Origin of the sequence: Caballeronia sp. ATUFL_F2_KS9A, assembly GCF_023630765.1 — a bacterium.
Taxonomy (GTDB): Bacteria; Pseudomonadota; Gammaproteobacteria; order Burkholderiales; family Burkholderiaceae; genus Caballeronia; species Caballeronia zhejiangensis.
Map to the genome: position 1 here is coordinate 182,762 of NZ_JALQEK010000033.1, position 18,168 is coordinate 200,929.

General features: G+C 64.6%; 16 protein-coding genes and 1 pseudogene. 8 read left to right on the plus strand and 9 right to left on the minus strand.

Going from position 1 to position 18,168, the window contains the following annotated elements; translation table 11 throughout:
• The first annotated feature begins 120 nt into the window (after positions 1 to 120).
• Entirely contained in the window at positions 121 to 360 is a 240-nt protein-coding gene (locus NCS67_RS23955) for a hypothetical protein (protein ID WP_175982667.1), read from the plus strand.
• Here the strand turns inward: NCS67_RS23955 and NCS67_RS23960 are convergent.
• The 3 genes from NCS67_RS23960 to NCS67_RS23970 are packed head-to-tail and all read right to left on the minus strand — an operon-like array spanning position 357 to position 4,636.
• Positions 357 to 1,904, minus strand: a complete 1,548-nt coding sequence (locus NCS67_RS23960) for an efflux transporter outer membrane subunit (protein ID WP_250436903.1) — start codon at positions 1,902 to 1,904, stop codon at positions 357 to 359. The two genes, NCS67_RS23955 and NCS67_RS23960, sit on opposite strands and share 4 nt — an antisense overlap.
• Position 1,905: 1 nt before the next feature.
• Positions 1,906 to 3,492 carry a DHA2 family efflux MFS transporter permease subunit gene (locus NCS67_RS23965; protein ID WP_008349125.1) on the minus strand — a complete coding sequence of 529 codons (1,587 nt, stop codon included), beginning with the start codon at positions 3,490 to 3,492 and terminating at the stop codon, positions 1,906 to 1,908.
• Between the two features lie 4 nt (positions 3,493 to 3,496).
• Positions 3,497 to 4,636, minus strand: coding sequence for an HlyD family secretion protein (locus tag NCS67_RS23970; protein ID WP_250436904.1), 1,140 nt, complete (start codon positions 4,634 to 4,636; stop codon positions 3,497 to 3,499).
• Positions 4,637 to 4,908: 272 nt separating this feature from the next.
• Between NCS67_RS23970 and NCS67_RS23975 the strand changes: the two genes are divergently transcribed.
• Complete coding sequence (locus NCS67_RS23975; protein ID WP_250436905.1) at positions 4,909 to 5,451, plus strand: universal stress protein; 543 nt, start codon at positions 4,909 to 4,911, stop codon at positions 5,449 to 5,451.
• Here NCS67_RS23975 and NCS67_RS23980 read toward each other — a convergent pair.
• A complete protein-coding gene (locus NCS67_RS23980; RefSeq protein WP_008349131.1) occupies positions 5,430 to 6,176 on the minus strand; it encodes an IclR family transcriptional regulator in 747 nt (248 codons plus the stop codon). The two genes, NCS67_RS23975 and NCS67_RS23980, sit on opposite strands and share 22 nt — an antisense overlap.
• A gap of 101 nt (positions 6,177 to 6,277) precedes the next feature.
• On the opposite strand from NCS67_RS23980, the gene NCS67_RS23985 reads away from it, so the two are divergent.
• The gene (locus NCS67_RS23985; RefSeq protein WP_008349133.1) at positions 6,278 to 7,450 is read left to right on the plus strand and encodes a fumarylacetoacetate hydrolase family protein; all 1,173 of its coding nucleotides are present in this window, start codon (positions 6,278 to 6,280) and stop codon (positions 7,448 to 7,450) included.
• A gap of 6 nt (positions 7,451 to 7,456) precedes the next feature.
• On the opposite strand, the gene NCS67_RS23990 is transcribed toward NCS67_RS23985, so the two are convergent.
• Both NCS67_RS23990 and msrC read right to left on the minus strand, forming a co-directional pair.
• Positions 7,457 to 8,440, minus strand: a complete 984-nt coding sequence (locus NCS67_RS23990; RefSeq protein WP_033536490.1) for a substrate-binding domain-containing protein — start codon at positions 8,438 to 8,440, stop codon at positions 7,457 to 7,459.
• Positions 8,441 to 8,566: 126 nt separating this feature from the next.
• Entirely contained in the window at positions 8,567 to 9,061 is a 495-nt protein-coding gene (gene msrC / locus NCS67_RS23995; RefSeq protein ID WP_250436906.1) for a free L-methionine (R)-S-oxide reductase MsrC, read from the minus strand.
• 311 nt (positions 9,062 to 9,372) lie between these two features.
• On the opposite strand from msrC, the gene NCS67_RS24000 reads away from it, so the two are divergent.
• The 4 genes and pseudogenes from NCS67_RS24000 to NCS67_RS24015 all read left to right on the plus strand — a co-directional run bounded on the left by NCS67_RS24000 (position 9,373) and on the right by NCS67_RS24015 (position 14,221).
• Positions 9,373 to 10,614, plus strand: coding sequence for an ROK family transcriptional regulator (locus tag NCS67_RS24000; protein WP_175982673.1), 1,242 nt, complete (start codon positions 9,373 to 9,375; stop codon positions 10,612 to 10,614).
• Positions 10,604 to 12,148, plus strand: coding sequence for a sugar ABC transporter ATP-binding protein (locus tag NCS67_RS24005; protein WP_175982674.1), 1,545 nt, complete (start codon positions 10,604 to 10,606; stop codon positions 12,146 to 12,148). Before NCS67_RS24000 ends, NCS67_RS24005 begins: the two co-directional genes overlap by 11 nt.
• 100 nt (positions 12,149 to 12,248) lie before the next feature.
• A pseudogene (locus NCS67_RS24010) lies at positions 12,249 to 13,199 on the plus strand (ABC transporter permease subunit); the annotation flags it as partial.
• 128 nt (positions 13,200 to 13,327) lie between these two features.
• Positions 13,328 to 14,221 carry an ABC transporter substrate-binding protein gene (locus NCS67_RS24015; RefSeq protein WP_404989962.1) on the plus strand — a complete coding sequence of 298 codons (894 nt, stop codon included), beginning with the start codon at positions 13,328 to 13,330 and terminating at the stop codon, positions 14,219 to 14,221.
• Between the two features lie 12 nt (positions 14,222 to 14,233).
• Here the strand turns inward: NCS67_RS24015 and NCS67_RS24020 are convergent, their stop codons facing one another.
• From NCS67_RS24020 to NCS67_RS24030, 3 genes are all read right to left on the minus strand, one after another.
• Positions 14,234 to 15,148 carry an NHL repeat-containing protein gene (locus tag NCS67_RS24020; RefSeq protein WP_250436907.1) on the minus strand — a complete coding sequence of 305 codons (915 nt, stop codon included), beginning with the start codon at positions 15,146 to 15,148 and terminating at the stop codon, positions 14,234 to 14,236.
• A 73-nt stretch (positions 15,149 to 15,221) separates the two neighbouring features.
• Positions 15,222 to 16,460, minus strand: a complete 1,239-nt coding sequence (locus NCS67_RS24025; RefSeq protein WP_033536488.1) for an MFS transporter — start codon at positions 16,458 to 16,460, stop codon at positions 15,222 to 15,224.
• Between the two features lie 120 nt (positions 16,461 to 16,580).
• A complete protein-coding gene (locus NCS67_RS24030; protein WP_250436908.1) occupies positions 16,581 to 17,417 on the minus strand; it encodes an alpha/beta fold hydrolase in 837 nt (278 codons plus the stop codon).
• A 223-nt stretch (positions 17,418 to 17,640) separates the two neighbouring features.
• On the opposite strand from NCS67_RS24030, the gene NCS67_RS24035 reads away from it, so the two are divergent.
• Positions 17,641 to 18,126, plus strand: a complete 486-nt coding sequence (locus NCS67_RS24035; RefSeq protein ID WP_250436909.1) for a molybdopterin-dependent oxidoreductase — start codon at positions 17,641 to 17,643, stop codon at positions 18,124 to 18,126.
• The last annotated feature ends 42 nt before the right edge of the window (positions 18,127 to 18,168 follow it).

Genomic DNA, 18,168 nt, shown 5'->3' on the forward strand with positions numbered 1-18,168 from the left:
ACTTCGGGATTACCCGGTGGCTGTCGCGGCGCGTCGATGCACGCGCGCCGTGCAGGATTTGCATCGTCGTCGCATGAGCGTCGACGATGGTGCATTCATCTCCAAACGAGAGGCTAATCGATGTTCGTCGTGTATTGGCTTGGCGACAACCCTGACGCCGAAGGCGCGGCACGCTACAAGCGCTTCGATGCGAACGCGCTCGCCGATGCGCTGCGCTTCGCTGAAGACCTGCGCCGCCGTCAAGCCGCTGGCGAGAACATCGGCTTCGTCACGCTATGCAGTGAAAACCCGCATTCGGTCGGCAAGCCCGGCGTCGCCGATCCGCCCGCCGACTACGACTGGAAAAAGCGCAGACGTTAGTTTTGCGCGGTCGCGGATGCGTCGTCCTGCCATCCGCCGCCGAGCGACTTGTACACGGCGATGAGATCGGTCGTTACGTTGACGGTCGATTGCGCGAGCTGCTCGCGCGTCTGCGCAAGCTGACGTTCGGCATCGAGCACGGTCACGAAAGGCGTGAGTCCTTTGCGATAACTGTCCGTCGCGAGTTGCAGGCTGACGCGATTCGCCTCGACCGTGCGCGTGAGCGCCGCGCGCCGGTCCTGTTCGGTCCGATACGAAACCAGCGCGTTATCTACTTCCTGCAACGCGTTGAGCACCGTCTGCCGATACTGCAACGCCGCTTGCCCCGCCTGCGCCTTCGCCACGCGCACGTTCGCGCGCAACGCGCCGCCTTCGAAAATCGGCAGCGAAATGCTCGGCCCGACCGACCAGAACAGGCTCGACCAATGCGCGAGATAGCGCGCCTTCGTTGCACGCGTGCCGACCTGCCCAGTTAGTGAGATATCCGGATACATCTGCGCCACCGCGACGCCGACTTCAGCGGTCGCGGAATGCAGTTGCGCCTCCGCGCGGCGAATGTCTGGACGACGGCGCGCGAGCGTCGACGGCAAGCCGATCGGCACGACCGGCGGCACCGGCGGCAACGCGCGCGCATCGGACAGTTCCGCGTCGAGCGTGCCCGGCGCGTTGCCGGTCAGCACGGCGAGACCGTTCATCGCCTGCGCGATCTGCGCATCGAGCGTCGGCAGTTGCGCCTGCAACGATCCGACTTGCGCGCTCGCGCTCTGCACGTCCTGCTGGCTCGTCAGGCCGACGCGTGCCTGTTCGCGCGTGAGATCGAGAATCTGCTCTTCGGCGTCGATCTCGGCGAGTGTGATCTGCTTGATCGCCTGCGCGCCGCGCAATTGCGCATACGTGCGTGCGACTTCCGATTCGAGCGAAACGAGCGCGTCGTTGCGATTTTCGATTTCAGCCTGCGTCTGCGCATTCGCCGATTCCACCGAACGCCGCACGCGGCCAAAAAGATCGAGTTCCCACGATGCGTCGAAGCCGTCCTGAAACAGCGTGACCGGACCGGTCGCGGAATCGAGTCCCTGACGGATCTGTGCGCCGTTCGCGCCGAGACCGTCGAGCTTGTCGTACACGCCTTGCGATTCGAGCAGGCCTTTCAAGCCGAGTTGCTGGCGCTTCACGCTCGCATTCGCGCTCAACTGCGGCAAGCCCTGCGCCGCCGCCGACACGCTCTCTTCCCGCGCCGCCGCGATGCGCAGCACCGCGCTCTGCAAATCGAGATTGCCCGCGATGGCGCGTTCGATCAGCGCATCGAGCGTCGCATCGTTGAACTGCTTCCACCAGCGCGGATCGGGATCGGCGGAAATCTGCGCCGTCGATGGCGCGTCGGCATGGGGCACGCGCGGATCGTCCGGCGCGTTCTGCGCGCGCTGCGTGTCGCTCCAGTTATCGGGAACATCGGCTTTCGGCGGCGTGAAATCCGGGCCGACCGCGCACGCGCTCAATGCGAGCGCGAACATCGGAATGAACGGAATGATTGGACGCAGCTTCATCTCAATGCCCTCCCGCCTGGCCCGAAGCCTTCACGGGCGAAAAGAAAAACGTGAGCGGTATGAACATGAACGCGAAGATCGCGCACGCGGCGAACACGTCGAGATACGCGAGGATGGTCGCCTGCGATACGAGCGTCTTGTACATCTGCCCGGTCGCGGCGGACATCGCTTGCGACATCGTCTGGCCACTGTCCATCAGCGTGCGCGCGATGCGTTGCACCGACTCGTTGTACGGCTGATTGAGCGGCGTCAGATGCTCGACCATATGCGCCATGTTCGCCTGCGTGCGCTCGCGGATCATCGCGGTCGCAAGCGAGATGCCGATCGATCCCGCGACGTTGCGAAACATCGTGAAGAGCGCGGAGGCATCGTTGTTGAGCGACTTCGGCAGTGACAGATACGCGAGCGTCGTGACCGGCACGAACAGAAAGCCGATGCCGATGGATTGCGCGCTGCGCATCTTCGTCAGCGTCACGTAATCGACGTTCGGCACGAGATGATGCGAATACAAGAGCGCGCATCCCATCAGAAAGAAGCCGAACGCGACGAGAAAGCGCGTCTGAATCACGTTCATCAGCTTGCTGACGACGGGAATCAGGAACACGATGCAGATCGCGCCCGGCGAGAGCACGAGGCCCGCGAGCGTCGCCGTGTAGCCGAGCTGCTGTTGCGCGAGCTGCGGTATCAGCACGGCGCTGCCGTACAGCACCGATGCGAATCCGACGATAGCCGCCGAACCGAGCGCGAAGTTGCGATCTTTCATCACGCGAAGATCGACGACGGGCCGCTTCGCGTACAGCAGCCAGAATGTCGCGCCGACGATGCCTACCGCCGCGAGCACCGCGAACGTCACGATGAAGTTCGACGCGAACCAGTCGTCGTCCTCGCCGCGATCGAGAAATACTTGCAGACAGCCGAGCCCGAGCGCGATGAGACTGATGCCGACCACATCGATGCCGATCTTCTTCGGATCTTGCCGTTTTTCCCACGGCGGATCTTCGACGAACTGCATCACCGCGATGGTCGTCAGCACGCCCACCGGCACGTTGATGAGAAAGACCCAGCGCCAGGTGAAGTTATCGGTGATCCAGCCGCCGAGCGTCGGTCCGAGCACCGGCGCGACGACGATCGCGACCGCCGAGATCGAGAACGCGCGGCCGCGCTGCTCGGGCGGAAAGGTATCGAGAATGATCGATTGCTGGCTCGGTTGCAGGCCGCCGCCGAAGAAGCCCTGCAGAATCCGGAAGACGATCAGTTCACCGAGATTCGACGCGATGCCGCACATGAACGAGCAGACCGTGAACGCCCCGATGCAGATGAGAAAGTAGCGCTTGCGCCCGAGTATCTTCGAGAAGTACGCCGAAAGCGGCAGCACGATGCCGTTCGCGACGAGATAGGACGTGAGTGTCCACGTCGCTTCGTCGTAGCTCGCGGACATCGTGCCGGAAATGTGCGGCAGCGCGACGTTCACGATGGTCGTGTCGAGCACTTCCATGAACGCCGCGAGCGTGACGACCACGGCGATGAGCCACGGATTCGCGCTCGGCTTCCAGCCGCTGTGGTCGTGTTCCGCGGTGCTGTCGCTCATGATGTCAATGGCGCAGCATGACGGTCGGCACGACCGAAAGCCCGAGCGGCAGCGATGTGCCCGGCTTCAATCCATCGTCGATGACGATCTTCACCGGCACGCGCTGCACGATCTTCACGAAGTTGCCCGTCGCGTTTTCGGCGGGGAACGCGGAGAAGCGCGAGCCGCTGCCGAGCTGCACGCTGTCGACGTGGCCGTGCAGCTTCATGTCGGGATACGCATCGACGTCGATATCGACCTTGTCGCCCGGCTGCATCCGATCCAGTTGCGACTCCTTGAAGTTCGCGCTGATCCAGACGCGCGTCGTGACGAGCGAAAGTATCGACGTGCCCGCCTGCAGGAACGTGCCGTATTGCACGTTGCGCTTCGTGATCCAGCCATCGGCGGGCGCGCGCAGTTCCGTGTACGAGAGATTCAGTTGCGCCGATTCGACTTGCGCCTGCGCCTGCCGCACTTGCTGACGCCGCTCCTCGACGGTCGCCACGACTTGCGCGATCTGCTGCGGCACGAGGCTCGCGGTGCGGACCTGCGCACGCGCCTGCGCGACGTTCGCCTGCGCGCTCTTTTGCTGCGCGTCCGCGGTGTCGATGTTTTGTTGCGACGTCGCGCGGATATCGACGGAATGCTGCCGCTCGTACGCCGCGCTCGCCTGCGCGAGATTGGCGCGCGCGTTGAGCTCCTGCGCCTGGGCCTCTGCGAGCTGCGCGGGATACTGCACGCGCGCCACTTCGAGCTGCGTTTGCGCCGCGTGCAGTTGCGCCTGCGCGAGACCGAGCTGCGCGTTGGCCTGATCGAGTTGCGCCTGATAATCGCGCGGATCGATCCTGATGAGCAGATCGCCCTTGTGCACGAAGCGGTTGTCGTCGATGTACATCGTCACGACATAGCCCGATACCTTCGGCGCGATCGTGACGGCATCGCCGTCGGTGTAGGCGTCGTCGGTGCTGACCTGATTGCGCGTCAGGAACCACCAGACGAACGCGCCGATCGCCAGCACCACGACGACGACGCCCAGAATGATCAGCGGCTTTTTGCCGGGCTTCTTGCGCGCTTTGTCTTTCGCTTTGTCGCCGTCGTCTTTCGCGTCCTTGCGCTCATTCTCGCGCGCTTCGTCTTGAGTATCGGAGTCGTCTCGGTCTGACATCGCCGCTCGCTATCGGGTAATCGGGTGAGACCCGGACGAACGCCGGGCGAAGTTGCGCGAATGCCGGAGCGCTCGGACGCTCGATGGAGGCATTCGGAAGGCACACGATCAGCAAACGGTATTCCCTTACGGTTTCGATACGCGCAGGCGCAGCGGCGCGGGCGCAATGGCCAGCGATCCAGCCGCTTTGTAAAAGATGCAATTGCGCGCTCATTTCCCGCTAACTTTGCGAGCCGATCATCCGCTCTGAACCAAACAGACGGAGACTCATCATGTACAAGCACATTCTCGTCGCGGTCGGCACGAGCCTCAGCGAAAGCGCCCTGACCACCGCCATCACGCGCGCCCGCGACTGCAACGCGCGGCTGACCGCGCTGCACATCGTCGATCAGGCGCCGTGGTGGGCCATCGTCACCGCCGACAGCAATCCGGGCGAAACGCTCGATGTCATCGAGGATCACGCGCGTGCCGTCACGCGCTATGCGGCGCGATTGATCGATAGCGCGGGCATCGACGGCATTGCGCGCAGCGTCACGCAGCCGCTCGACGGCACGAGCGTCGGCGAACTGATCGCGCGCGAGGCGAAAGCGGCGGGCGCGGATCTGATCGTGCTCGGCGGCGAGGCGGAAACCGGCTGGCGGCACGGCGAAGCGCGTCTGCGCGATGTGGTGTGCTCGCACGCAACATGCGACGTGCTGATCGCGGCGCACGCGAGCGCACCGCTTTCCGCAGGATTGGCTCACGCGCGCGTCGCCGCTTCGTCGGCCTGCGCTGGCACGCGCGTATCACATCGTCAGAGCGCGCCGCGCAAGTGAGCTGCAAGCTGCACGATGCCGATCGAAATCTGCTTCTCACGTTTCGGATCGAGCCGGCCGACCGGCACGCTCGTCGATACCGCGACGCGCTTGCCCGCCGGCGTCATCCCGACGTAAGCCGCGAAACACGCGAGGCCTTCCGCGACTTCCTCGCGCTCGACCGCGAGACCGCTCGCGCGAATCGACGCGAGTTCGCGCAGTAGCGCCGCGCGCCGCGTGATGGTGCGCGGCGTCACCGCTTCGAGACGGTCGGGCAGGCGCTCGATCACGGCTTCATCGGTCATTCCGGAAAGCAGCGCCTTGCCGAGCGCGCAGCAATGCGCGGGCAGACGCGAGCCGAGATCCGACACGAGCCGCACCGGACGATGCGCGTCCTCGCGCGCGATGTAGACAACCTGCACGCCGTCGAGCACGGCGAGCTGCACGACCTCGTTGTGCTTGTTGATGAACGCGCCGGCGCCTTCGCGAAACGCGGCTTGCAGCTTGTCGTGCCGCACATAGGCGTTGCCGAGCTCGAAGAGACCGACGCCGATCATGTAGCCGTCGTCGCGCTTTTCGATCCATTGCATGCGCGCGAGCGTTTCCAGCATCAGATAAAGCGTGCTGCGCGAGAGGCCGGTTTGTTCCGCGAGCGCGGCCGCACGCACCGGTTTCGCGGCGGCGGCGAGCGCTTCGAGAATGTCGCTGGCGCGGCGCAGCGCGGGAACGTCGTAAGTTTTTTCCATGACCGCATTATTCCAACGGGTTGGACATTTAATCAACCCAATGGACACGCTTCGACACGCGGGCTACGATCGGCATTCCTTTCCCGCCTGTCATCGCATTCATGCAAACCGTCAACGTCTCCTCCTGTCTGCCCGAAGATTTCGCCGACGCCGTGCTGATCGGCCGTGTCTGGCGCCCTGCGCCCGTGAACGGTCCCGCCGTCGTCGCGGTGCGCAAGGGCGAAGTGTTCGACATCACGCGCGCCGCGCCGACCACCGCCGACCTCTTCGATCACGCCGATGCGCTCGACATCGCCCGCAACGCCGAAGGCGAGCATCTCGGCAACGTTCAGGATCTGCTGCAAGCGACGCTCGATGCATCCGCCGGCGGCCTGCGCCTGCTCGCACCCTGCGACGTGCAGGCGGTGAAGGCGTGCGGCGTCACGTTCGCGGTGAGTTTGCTGGAGCGCGTCATCGAAGAGCAGGCGGGCGGCGACGCAAGCCGCGCGCAGGAAGTGCGCGACACGATCAACAAGCTGATCGGCGCGGATCTGTCGAAGATCGAGCCCGGCTCGGACGCCGCGATGAAGCTGAAGGCCGAACTGGAGCGTCGCGGCGCGTGGTCGCAATACATGGAAGTGGGAATCGGGCCGGACGCGGAAGTGTTTTCGAAGTCGCAGCCGATGTCGTCGGTCGGATTCGGCGCGGATGTCGGCCTGTATCCGACGTCGAAATGGAACAACCCGGAGCCGGAGATCGTGCTGGCGGTGAATGCGCGTGGCGAGATCGTCGGCGCGACGCTCGGCAACGACGTGAATCTGCGCGATATCGAAGGCCGCAGCGCGCTGTTGCTGGGCAAGGCGAAGGACAACAACGCGTCGTGCGCGATCGGCCCGTTCGTGCGTCTTTTCGACGAGCGCTTCACGCTGGATTCGGTGCGCGCGACGAGCGTGTCGCTGCGCATCGAAGGCGCGGACGATGGCTTCGTGCTCGAAGGCGTGAGCCACATGAGCGAGATCAGCCGCGATCCGGCGGATCTCGTCACGCAGACGCACGGCGCGCATCATCAGTATCCGGATGGATTCATGCTGTTCCTCGGCACGATGTTCTCGCCGATCAAGGACCGCGACACCGAAGGCGGCGGCTTCACGCATCATCTCGGCGATGTCGTGACGATCTCGACGCCCAGTCTCGGCGCGCTCGTCAATACGGTGAAGCTGTCGACGGAAATCGAGCCGTGGACGTTCGGGGTGCGGGCGCTGTATCGGAGTCTTGCGGCGCGGGGGCTGGTTTAACGCGCCCTAAGAAGCCCCGAACCGAAACCCCTTCGCTGCCCCTCTCGTCACCAGTTGCACCGGCGTTTCCATATACGGCGACAAGTCTCTCTGCCGCCGCTTCTCCACGAGCGCCTTCACCGCGACATCCAGACCGAACACCGCCTGCCGCGCGCCGAATTGCTCGACGGTCGCAAGCAGGCGGCCGTCGTCGAGCATCGGCTGCACGGTTTCGATGTTGTTGTAGCCCGTCACCAGCACGCGGCCCCTTTTTCCGGCGATGCGGATCGCGTCGATCGCGCCCATCGCGATGTTGTCGTTCGCGCAGAGCAAGCCGCGCAAGTCCGGATGCGCATAGAGCATCTCCAGCGCACTCGCCTTGCCGCTCACGAGGGTCCAGTCGCCGCTGTCGACGGCGGCGATACGCATGCCCGCCGCGTTCATCGCGTCCGTGAAGCCGACCGTGCGCTGCTGCGCGTTGCGATCGTTCGCCGGCCCGCCGATGATCCCGACTTCATCGCCCGCCTTCAGCTTCGAGCCGAGATACCCACCGACGAGCCTCGCCCCGCGCCGGCTGTCCGGTCCGACGAACGGAATCGTGACGCGCGCCGCGTCCTGAGCGGCTTCGTCGAAAGGATTGTCGATGGCGATCACGATGATGCCCGCCGCGATCGCCTTCGCCGCCACCGGCAGCAGCGCCTTCGAATCCGCCGGCGCGATGACGATCGCGTTGACCTTCGCTTCGATGAGCGACTCGACGATGTGAATCTGCCCGGCGACGTCGTTGTCGGTGAGCGTGCCGTTCGTCGTGAGATCGAGCTGCGATGCGTAATGGCGCTGATAGTTGCGCGCGCCTTCGATCATCGACACGACGAACGGATCGCCGAGCGACTTCATCACGAGCGCGACGGTCGCCTTGTCCGATGCCGCGCGCACGTCGCGCACGCGCGCGAACGCACACGCGCTCATGGCGCATGCGGCAAGCAGGCGGCGGCGGACGAGGCTCGTCATGAAATTTTGAGACGGATGAAAACGTCCCATTGTAGACGCACGCGGTCGGCCGTCCGATGGGGACAAATTCTCAGCGCGATGCCGCTTCCACGAGCGCGGCCGCGCCGTTATCCGCTGCTTCGACGTTCATTTTTTCCACGCGAGCGCGATGAACTCGGCGCACAGCGCTTCCATGCCGAGCGCGTCTTCATCGTCGAAGCGGTTCGGCACGGGGCTATCGACGTCCCACACGCCGATCAGCGCGCCGTCGCTTCCGACGAGCGGCACGACGATCTCCGAGCGCGACGCCGAATCGCAGGCGATGTGGCCCGGAAACGCGTGCACGTCCGGCACCACCTGCGTGCGCCGTTCGCGCGCCGCCGTGCCGCAGACGCCGCGTCCAAGCGCGATCCGCACGCACGCCGGCTTGCCCTGAAACGGCCCGACCACGAGTTCGGTGCCATCGAACAGATAGAAGCCGGCCCAGTTCAGATCCGGCAGCGTGTGATAGATGAGGGACGAAAAATTCGCCGCGTTGGCGATGAAGTCGGTTTCATCGGCGAGGAGCGCGCGGGCTTGCTGCAGCAGATCGTCGTATTGCGCGGCCTTGGTCGCGTGCGTGGCTTCGGAAATCGAGAACATGAAACGGCGGCCAATGTGTCGAAAAGTGTCGCCGACGATAGCACATCGATCCGCACGACGCTGCGCGCGCCGCGCGTCGAAAGCTGGCTGCAAAGCCGTGTCGCAAAGCTTGGAACTGACGATTGCATCGCCTAGTGTGAAAGCGCACCGGGTCCGCGGTTTGCAATGGTCGCGCAGCGCGTTTCGCATTCCGCTGAACAAAATGCTTCGGGATTTCCCTGCTTTACTTCGCCGCGCCGTCGGTCTTAAATAAATCAACTTGATTTATTTAATGGCCACGACTCGATGGCCGGCTACTTCGGAGACAGCGCGTGAAATCCCCAAGCGGCAGAGGCAGCAATTCCGCGAGCGTGCGCCGGTACAACGAACGTCTGCTGTTGCAGGCGCTGCGGCGCACCGAGCCGGCATCGAAGGCCGATCTCGCGCGTCACGCGAATCTCACGAGCACGGCGGTCGGCAGCATCGTCGAATCGTTGGAAAATGCGGGCCTGATCGAATACACCGGTCGTCGTCTCGAAGGCCAGCGCGGTCAGCCCGCGTCGCTGATCCGGCTCGATCCGCGCGGCGCGTTCGGTATCGGCGTGCGGCTGGATCGCACGGGCATCGAAACGGTGCTCGTGAATTTCGCCGGCGACGTGCTCGCCCGCAGCGCGCTGGACGCCATCCTGCCGCATCCGTCCGAAGTGCTCAAAATCGTGCAACGCGACGTCAAAAGCATGCTTCGCCTGCTTTCCGAGCCGGAGCGCGAGCGGCTGACGGGCATCGGCATCGCGCAGCCCTTCAATCTCGGCAGCTGGCTGCGCGAACTCGGCCTGCCCGCCGAACGCTTCCGCGCATGGGACGAAACCGATTTCGCCGATGAACTGGCGCGCACGCTCTCGCTGCCGGTTTTCAGCGAAAACGACGGCAACGCCGCCGCGACGGCCGAGCTTTTCTACGGCCACGGCCGCAGTTGCGACGACTTCGTCTATCTCTTTCTCGGCTCCGCGATTGGCGGCGGCATCGCGATCAACGGCGACTGCCTGCGCGGCGCGTCGGGCAATGCGGGCGACATCGGCGTGATTCCGGTGCCGCCGAGCCGCCTGCCGTCCGCGCCGCAACCGGCCGGCCAGTGGGACATCCTGCTGTCGCGCGCATCGCTGAACGCGCTCGTGCGGCATCTCAACTACTGTGGCGCCGCGGCCGATAACCGCGTCGATCTGCAGGCTTGCATCGAGCGCAGTCTTCCCGCCGTCGACGAATGGATCGACGACTGCATCGAAGCGCTCGCGCCCGCCCTGCGCGCGACGCTCTGCGTGCTCGACGTGCCGATGGTCGTGATCGATTCCGACATCGACGGCGGCCTCCTCGACAAGCTCGTCGCACGTCTGTCGACGACGCTCGCCGCCAACGCGCCCGAAGCGCGCGGCACCCCGACGCTCGTGCGCGGCTCCTTCGGCCCGGATGCGGGCGCGATCGGCGCGGCCACGTTGCCGATGTTCTTCAACTTCTCACCGCGCGCGGCGATCCGCCACGCGGGCATCAAACCGCAGGAGATGAACCATGCCGCATGATGCTTCCAGCCGACCGCCGCTGCTCGAAATGCGCGGCATCAGCAAAACCTTTCCCGGCGTGCGCGCGTTGAACGACGTGCGTCTGTCGGTCTATCCCGGCGAAGTGCATTCGCTGATGGGCGAAAACGGCGCGGGCAAATCCACGCTGATGAAAATCCTCTCGGGCGCGTATCAGGCCGATGCGGGCGGAGAAATCCTGATCGACGGCAAGACCGTCACCATCGACGGGCCGCTCGCCGCGCGCGCGCTCGGCGTCGCGGTGATCTATCAGGAACTGAGCCTCGCGCCGAATCTTTCCGTCGCGGAGAACATTTACGCGGGGCGCGAATTGCGGCGCGGCAGGCTCGTCGATCGCGCGGGCATGGAGCGCGGGTGCACCGACGTGCTCAAGCGTCTCGGTGCGAACTTCAAGCCGCATACGCTCGTCGGCGACCTGTCGATCGCGGAGCGGCAACTCGTCGAAATCGCGCGCGCCGTGCATGCTCACGCGCGCATCCTCGTGATGGACGAGCCGACCACGCCGCTCTCCTCGCGCGAAACCGATCGCCTGTTCGAGCTCGTGCGGCAACTGCGCGAGGAAGGCATCGCGATCATCTACATCAGTCATCGGATGGCGGAGATTTATGAACTGAGCGACCGCGTTTCGGTGCTGCGCGACGGCGCGTACGTCGGCACGCTGATGCGCGACGAACTCTCCGCCGACAGCCTCGTCAAGATGATGGTCGGCCGCGACATCTCCGGCTTCTACAAGAAGCAGCACGCGCCTTACGATCCGGGCAACGTCGTGCTGTCCGTGCGCGATATGGCGGACGGCAATCGCGTGAAAGGATGCAGCCTCGATCTGCACAAGGGCGAAGTGCTGGGCATCGCGGGACTCGTCGGCGCGGGACGCACGGAGTTCGCGCGTCTGATCTTCGGCGCGGAACCGGCGATACGCGGCGAAGTGTCGATGCACGGGAAGCCGCTCAAGCTGCGCACGCCGCGCGACGCGATCGATGCCGGTCTCGTCTATCTGACGGAAGACCGCAAGGGCCAGGGCCTCTTCCTCGACATGAGCGTGCGCGACAACATCAATATCACCGTCGCCGGACGCGATGCGAAAGCCGGCGTGATGGACCTGCCGCGCGGCAACGCGCGCGCGAAGGACGCCATCGCCGCGCTGACCATCCGCGTGCCGAACATGCGCGTGAACGTGGGCGCGCTGTCGGGCGGCAATCAGCAGAAGGTGCTGCTGTCGCGCCTGCTCGAAACCAAGCCCGAAGTGCTGATTCTCGACGAGCCGACACGTGGCGTCGATATCGGCGCGAAGTCGGAGATTTATCGAATCATCAACGATCTCGCGCGGTCGGGCGTCGGCGTGATCGTCATCTCGAGCGAGCTGCCGGAAGTGATCGGCGTGGCGGACCGCGTGCTCGTGATGCGCGAAGGCGAAATCGCGGGCGAACTCGGCGGCCATTCCGGCAAGCCGATTTCGCAGGAAGGGATCATCGAACTGGCGACGGGCTCGAAGGTCGCGCTCGATCAGGCGGCTTAAAGGATATCTGGAGAGAGACATGGCTAACACGACGAAACACCACGACAGCGCGCCGGTTGCGAAGGCGGAGAGCGTATCGCAGCGGCAGAACCGCATCGAGCATCGCGAACGCATGCAGGTGCTGATGCGAACCGCGGGCATGCTGCCCGTGCTGATCCTGCTGTGCATCGGCTTCGGCATCGTCACCGACGGCTTCTTCAGCTTCCAGAATCTGTCGATCGTCACGCAGCAGGCATCGATCAACATCGTGCTCGCGGCGGGCATGACCTTCGTGATTCTGACGGGCGGCATCGACTTGTCGGTCGGCTCGATTCTCTCGGCGGGCGCGGTCGCCGCACTGCTCGCATCGAACATTCCGGGATGGGGATGGCTCGGCATTCCCGCCGCGCTCGCCGTCGGTCTCGGCTTCGGCGTCATCAACGGATTGCTGATCGCGCTGCTCAAGCTGCCGCCGTTCATCGTGACGCTCGGTTCGCTGACCGCCGTGCGCGGTATCGCGCGGCTCATCGGTCACGATACGACGATCTTCAATCCGCAATTGCCGTTCGCGTTCATCGGCAACGACACGCTCTTCGGCGTGCCCTGGCTCGTCATCATCGCGCTGCTCGTCGTGCTGGTGTCGTGGTTCATCCTGCGACGCACGGTGCTCGGACTGCGCATCTATTCGGTCGGCGGCAATCCGGAAGCGGCGCGTCTTTCCGGCATCAAGGTGTGGGGCATCCAGCTTTTCGTCTACGCGATCTCGGGCCTGCTCGCCGGTCTCGGCGCCGTGATGTCGGCCGCGCGTCTCTACGCCGCGAACGGTTTGCAACTCGGCCAGTCGTATGAACTCGACGCCATCGCCGCGGTCATTCTCGGCGGCACGAGCTTCGTCGGCGGCGTGGGTTCGATCGTCGGCACGCTGGTCGGCGCACTCATCATCGCGGTGCTCTCCAACGGCCTCGTGCTGCTCGGCGTGTCGGATATCTGGCAGTACATCATCAAGGGCCTCGTGATCATCGGCGCGGTGGCGCTCGATCGTTACCGTCAGCGCGGCTCGGCTCGCACCTGATCTGGCTAAACCGGGCGCATTCGGGTCCGCTTGCGCCCGCCCTCAAAAATATGGACCACCCCGGAGACAACAACATGCGCAAACACAACAAGCTTTTCGCCAGCGTCGCACTCGCTCTCGGTTTCACGATGTCGCTATCCGCGCACGCCGCCGACAAGCAGTTGAAGTCCATCGGCATCACGGTCGGCTCCCTCGGCAATCCGTACTTCGTGACGATCTCGAAGGGCGCGGAAGCGAAGGCCAAAACGCTCAATCCGAACGTGAAGGTGACGGCTGTTTCGTCGGATTACGACATGAACAAGCAGTTCACGCAGATCGACAATTTCATTTCGGCGAAGGTCGACATGATCCTGCTGAACGCCGTCGATCCGAAGGCGATCGAGCCGGCGGTGAAGAAGGCGCAGAAGGCGGGCATCGTCGTGGTCGCGGTGGACGTCGCGGCGGCCGGCGCGGACGCGACCGTGCAGACCAACAATGTGCAGGCCGGCGAGATTGCCTGCGATTATCTGGCGAAGAAGCTCAACGGCAAGGGCAACGTGGTGATCGAGAACGGGCCGCAAGTGTCGGCGGTGATCGATCGCGTGAACGGTTGCAAGAGCGTGCTCGCGAAGAACCCGGGCATCAAGGTACTTTCCGACGATCAGGACGCGAAAGGCTCGCGCGAAGGCGGCATGAACGCGATGCAGGGTTATCTGACGCGTTTCCCGAAGCTCGACGGCGTGTTCGCGATCAACGATCCGCAAGCGATCGGCACGGACCTCGCGGCGAAGCAACTGCATCGGAACAACATCGTGATTACGTCGGTGGATGGCGCGCCCGATATCGAAACCGCGCTCAAGACCGACACGATGGTTCAGGCGTCGGCGAGCCAGGATCCGTGGGCGATGGCGCAGCAGGCGGTGAGCGTCGGCTACGATCTGATGAACGGCAAGAAGCCCGCCAACTCGACGATCCTGCTGCCGTCGACGCTCGTCACGCGCGACAACGTCGGCAGCTATAAGGGATGGTCGTCGCCGCGATGAGCGACACCGTCGCTATTTGATCGGCACCACGCGCAGCGCGCTCGGCTTGTCCGGGGCGCTCGACCGATCCACGACGACGAGCCGTTTGCGCGCGACGTCCACCGCCACGCCGCGCGGCGATTGCAGATCGTCGGCGATGACCGTCGCGCGGCCGTGCTTCGAGATGCTGCATACGGCGTGCGCGCCGCATTTCGTGAAGAGCCGGCCGTCGGGCGTCGCGGCCATCAGGTCGGGCGCTTCGACCGTCGCGAAGACATCGCTCGCCGGCACGGGCGCGCTCGCCGCCCGCGCCGACTGCAAGTCCACCTGATAGATGCGGTTCGCGGCCTGATCGCTGATGTAGAGCGTGTCGCCGACCGTAGCCAAGCCGACCGGCTTGCCCAATCCGGTGACGATGTCGCGCTCGATCACCTGCCGCGGCGCCGTGCCACGCGTAATCACGCTGACGCCGCCTTCTGCCGGCGCGCCACCCTCCTCCATGAACCAGCTCGACAGAAACGTGCCGCCATCGAGCACGAGCAGGCCGACACGCCGCCGCGCGGAATTCGTGTCCGATGCGAGCGCGACCTGACCGCTCGGCGCGACATCGTAGATCGCGGCCGACGTGCCGAAGCCGAATTGCTCGACGAGCAGATGACCGTTCGGCGCGAACGCGATCTGGCTCAGGCTCGTGCGTTCGCCCTCGGCTGCCGGAATGCGCGCGTAGAGCGAAAACGCGGGCGCGTCCTCTTCGCCGATATGCGACGTCATCACGACGCCGTTGGTCCGGTCGTCGGTGACGAACACGGCGCCGTCCGAATCGCGCACTGCGACGCCGTTTGGCGTGCCCGCGAGCGGGACGGTTTGCACGGCCGCGTCCGGCGCGACGGAGCCGCACGCCGCGAGGAACATCGTCATTGCGATTGCCGCCATCAGCCGACGCTTCATGCGCTTCTCCCGTCGATGAGCCCGGCGCAAGGGCGTCGGACCGAACGACCAATATAGCGCGGCTTGCGACAGGTCAATCCGGCGAAGCGTCGTATCCGCGCTTGAATGCGGACGCCCGGGCCGGCCGTTCCCATGCCGCCAGCCGTTGCAGCGCGACGAGTCCGAGCAGCGCGAGCGCGAGTCCCAACGTGAAATCAGCGTGTACGCCCGCCCGGTCGACGATCGTGCCGCCGACCGCCGATCCCACCGCAATCGCCACCTGGATGATGCTCACGAACATCGCGGAACCCGCTTCGGGCAAGTCCGCCGTGCCGCGCTGAATCCACACGCTGAAGCACAGCGGCAAGGCGCCGAACGCAATGCCCCACAGCAGCATCCCCGCCGTTTCGCCGATGATCGAGTGCTCCAGCAGCAGCATCGACGAAATCGCGCCGAGCAGCAGCAACACCATCGCGGCGACCGACTTCTTGAGATGACCGGAGACGACCATCGACATCAGCGCATTCGAGAAGAAGCCGACGAGGCCGAAGCCGAAGAGCAGCAGCGTGATCGTGCTCAACGAGAAGTCCTGTTCGAGCAGCGGCGCGATGTACGTGTAGGTCGAGAAATGCGCGCCGAAAACGAGCGCGACCATCAGCATGCTCAATCGCGTGTGAGGACGCGCGAGCAGCTTTCTGAAATCGGCGATGCGCAACGCCGATGCCGACGGCAACGAAGGCACGAGCAGCGCCTGTGCAATCAGCGCCACGGCGACGAGTCCCGCCGTCGCCGCGAACGAGAAACGCCACGACGCGAACGACGCGATGAACGTGCCGAGCGGCACGCCGACGACCGTCGCGAGCGTCACGCCGGTCAGAATGGTCGCGGTGGCCTTCGCTGCATCTTTCGGCTGCACGAGTCGCGGCGCGGCGGCGGTCGCAAGGGTCCAGAAGCCGCCCAACGCGGCGCCGAGCATGGCGCGGCCCGCGAGCATGACCGGCAGATTGTTCGCGACGGCGCTGACGAGGTTCGCGATCAGAAGGACGGCGGTGAGGAGCAGGAAGACATATCGCCGATCCATTCGGCCCGCGCTGACGATGAGCGTCGGGGCGAATATCGCGGCCATGACGCCGGGCGTCGTCACCATGAGACCCGCGACGCCGGGCGACACGCCGAGATCGTGCGCGATCTGCGGCAGCAAGCCGACGGGCAGGAATTCGGCCGTCACGAACGCGAACGCGCTCACGGCCACGGCGATGACGGCGAGCCATTGGCGCATCGACGTCGAACGTCCTTCCGGCGATGCTGCAATTGCTGGTGTATCGATTTGCATGATGGCACTGAGGCTAGATTGGAGTTGGCCACTTTAAGCGCGCTTCCAATCGGGAAAAAGCCGTGTGCCTTGAACAGAGATGCCGGCGCGGACGAACAATGTCCGCGCCGGCTGCGTGAATCAGCCCTGCACGAATGCGAGCAGGTCTGCGTTGAGGACGTCCGCGTTGACGGTCAGCATGCCGTGCGAGAAGCCCGGATACGTCTTCAGCGTGCCGTTCTTCAGCAGCTTGATGGACTTCAGCGCGGCATCGGCGATCGGCACGATCTGGTCATCCTCGCCATGCAGAACGAGCGTGGGGACGGAGATCGACTTGAGATCTTCGGTCTGATCCGTTTCCGAGAACGCCTTGATGCCCTCGTAGTGCGCCTTGGCGCTGCCGATCATGCCCTGACGCCACCAGTTCTGGATGACGCCCTGATGCACCGTCGCGCCCGGGCGGTTGAAGCCGTAGAACGGACCTGCGGGCACATCGACGAAGAACTGCGCGCGGTTGTCCGCGAGCCCTTTGCGCAAACCGTCGAAGACGTCGATAGGCAGGCCTTCCGGGTTGGCTTCCGTCTTCAGCATGAGCGGCGGCACAGCGCTGACGAGGACCGCCTTCGCGACGCGTCCGGCCGGTTCGCCGTGCTTCGCGACATAGCGGGCGACTTCACCGCCGCCCGTCGAATGTCCGATATGGATTGCGTTGCGCAGATCGAGCGCCTCGACGACCGCGAAGGCGTCGGCGGCGTAGTGATCCATGTCGTGACCGTCCGAGACTTGCGACGAGCGGCCGTGTCCGCGCCGGTCGTGCGCGATCACGCGATATCCCTTCTGGACGAAAAACAGCAATTGCGCGTCCCAATCGTCGGAAGAAAGCGGCCAGCCGTGATGGAAAACGATGGGCTGCGCGTCCTTCGGGCCCCAATCCTTGTAGAAAATTTCGACGTTATCTTTGGTCGTGACGAACGGCATGACAATCCTCTCTCGTTGATGGGATGGAGCGGGATGCCGGCTGGGCGGATCGCTCAGCCGGCTGCGACGTTCTCGCGGGTAGAACAGTACAAGTTTGCCCATTTTGTTGCCCAATCGTGCGCCGGGCATGCCGATTATGTGCGGACAGAAATGTCATCGGTGCGACATCGTAATATATTCCCGGATATAACCCATTTCGCGCGACCCCATGTTTCGAGGAATCATGTCGTCATCGAGCCAGAGCAATTCGAGTAGCCCATATATCGAGATCGGCGGCGCGGTGCAAAGGCCGCTGACGCTCGATGTCGCCGCAATGCGCGAATTCGGGCGCGTGAGCATCGAACCGTTCGATCTCGTGTGCTTTTCGACGGGCCGCTACATTCGACCGATGGGAAGCTATCGCGGCGTGCCATTGCGCGTGCTGCTCGACGCCGCGGGCGTGCGCCGGCCGGACAACACTGATTTCAAGCGCACCGTGTTCCTCGCGCACGCGCACGATGGCTATGCGGTGACGTTCTCCTGGCACGAGCTTTTCAATACGCCGATCGGCGCGCAGGTGATTGTCGCGTATGAGTGCGAGGATCGCGAACTTGGCATCGAGGACGGATTGCCGGTGCTCGTTTCCGGCGCGGACACGGTGCGCGCGCCGCGCCATCTGAAGCGCCTCGTGCGCGTCGATGCCCACGTTCTGGGTGCGTCGCATCGATGAACGGATCGGCCGATCGCATGCTGTTCGCGCGGGAAATCGGCG

What these genes read in the sequence shown, in the direction of transcription:
- NCS67_RS23975 (WP_250436905.1), top strand. Translation starts at nt 4,909, where the DNA reads ATGTACAAGCACATTCTCGTCGCGGTCGGCACGAGCCTCAGCGAAAGC.
- NCS67_RS24005 (WP_175982674.1), top strand. Translation starts at nt 10,604, where the DNA reads ATGCCGCATGATGCTTCCAGCCGACCGCCGCTGCTCGAAATGCGCGGC.
- NCS67_RS24025 (WP_033536488.1), bottom strand. Translation starts at nt 16,460, where the DNA reads ATGCAAATCGATACACCAGCAATTGCAGCATCGCCGGAAGGACGTTCG.
- NCS67_RS24015 (WP_404989962.1), top strand. Translation starts at nt 13,328, where the DNA reads ATGTCGCTATCCGCGCACGCCGCCGACAAGCAGTTGAAGTCCATCGGC.
- NCS67_RS23970 (WP_250436904.1), bottom strand. Translation starts at nt 4,636, where the DNA reads ATGTCAGACCGAGACGACTCCGATACTCAAGACGAAGCGCGCGAGAAT.
- msrC (WP_250436906.1), bottom strand. Translation starts at nt 9,061, where the DNA reads ATGTTCTCGATTTCCGAAGCCACGCACGCGACCAAGGCCGCGCAATAC.
- NCS67_RS23980 (WP_008349131.1), bottom strand. Translation starts at nt 6,176, where the DNA reads ATGGAAAAAACTTACGACGTTCCCGCGCTGCGCCGCGCCAGCGACATT.
- NCS67_RS24020 (WP_250436907.1), bottom strand. Translation starts at nt 15,148, where the DNA reads ATGAAGCGTCGGCTGATGGCGGCAATCGCAATGACGATGTTCCTCGCG.
- NCS67_RS23965 (WP_008349125.1), bottom strand. Translation starts at nt 3,492, where the DNA reads ATGAGCGACAGCACCGCGGAACACGACCACAGCGGCTGGAAGCCGAGC.
- NCS67_RS24030 (WP_250436908.1), bottom strand. Translation starts at nt 17,417, where the DNA reads ATGCCGTTCGTCACGACCAAAGATAACGTCGAAATTTTCTACAAGGAT.
- NCS67_RS23960 (WP_250436903.1), bottom strand. Translation starts at nt 1,904, where the DNA reads ATGAAGCTGCGTCCAATCATTCCGTTCATTCCGATGTTCGCGCTCGCA.
- NCS67_RS23985 (WP_008349133.1), top strand. Translation starts at nt 6,278, where the DNA reads ATGCAAACCGTCAACGTCTCCTCCTGTCTGCCCGAAGATTTCGCCGAC.
- NCS67_RS23990 (WP_033536490.1), bottom strand. Translation starts at nt 8,440, where the DNA reads ATGACGAGCCTCGTCCGCCGCCGCCTGCTTGCCGCATGCGCCATGAGC.
- NCS67_RS24035 (WP_250436909.1), top strand. Translation starts at nt 17,641, where the DNA reads ATGTCGTCATCGAGCCAGAGCAATTCGAGTAGCCCATATATCGAGATC.
- NCS67_RS23955 (WP_175982667.1), top strand. Translation starts at nt 121, where the DNA reads ATGTTCGTCGTGTATTGGCTTGGCGACAACCCTGACGCCGAAGGCGCG.